1 pseudogene is annotated in these 410 nt (G+C 46.3%); it reads left to right on the top strand.

Features of this window, described 5'->3' with window-relative positions:
- A pseudogene (locus KNP98_RS15935) lies at positions 1–410 on the top strand (transposase); the annotation flags it as partial.

The following is a 410-nucleotide window of genomic DNA, read 5'->3' as shown; positions in this document are numbered from 1 at the left end:
GCTTGTCTATCGAACAACTACACGGGAATGAAGACGGGAGTACGTATCAGATCCAAAAATCTGTGAAACTTGTCCATTTCTAGAACGGTATACGAAAAGTCAGACGATGCAGAAAGTGATTCATCGGCATGTCTGGCAAGATGCAATCGACGAAGTCGAGCGCCTTCGCCACACACCGGTTAATAGGCAGCTGTATGCCCGACGAAAAGAGACAATCGAACGTGTCTTTGCGGACGCGAAAGAAAAGCATGGCATGCGTTGGACTCGCTACCGCGGGTTAAAAAAAGTAACGATGCAGACCATGCTCACTTTTGCTGCCCTGAACCTCAAAAAATTGGCCAATTGGTCATGGGATTCCAGTCGGAATCCTAATGGAGTGTCATATTTTTTACGCATACATAAGACAAACC

Origin of the sequence: Exiguobacterium sp. s127, assembly GCF_018618695.1 — a bacterium.
GTDB classification, from domain to species: Bacteria; Bacillota; Bacilli; order Exiguobacteriales; family Exiguobacteriaceae; genus Exiguobacterium_A; species Exiguobacterium_A oxidotolerans.
Note: the sequence above shows the minus strand (reverse complement) of the source record. Positions and strands in the feature narration are given on the sequence as shown.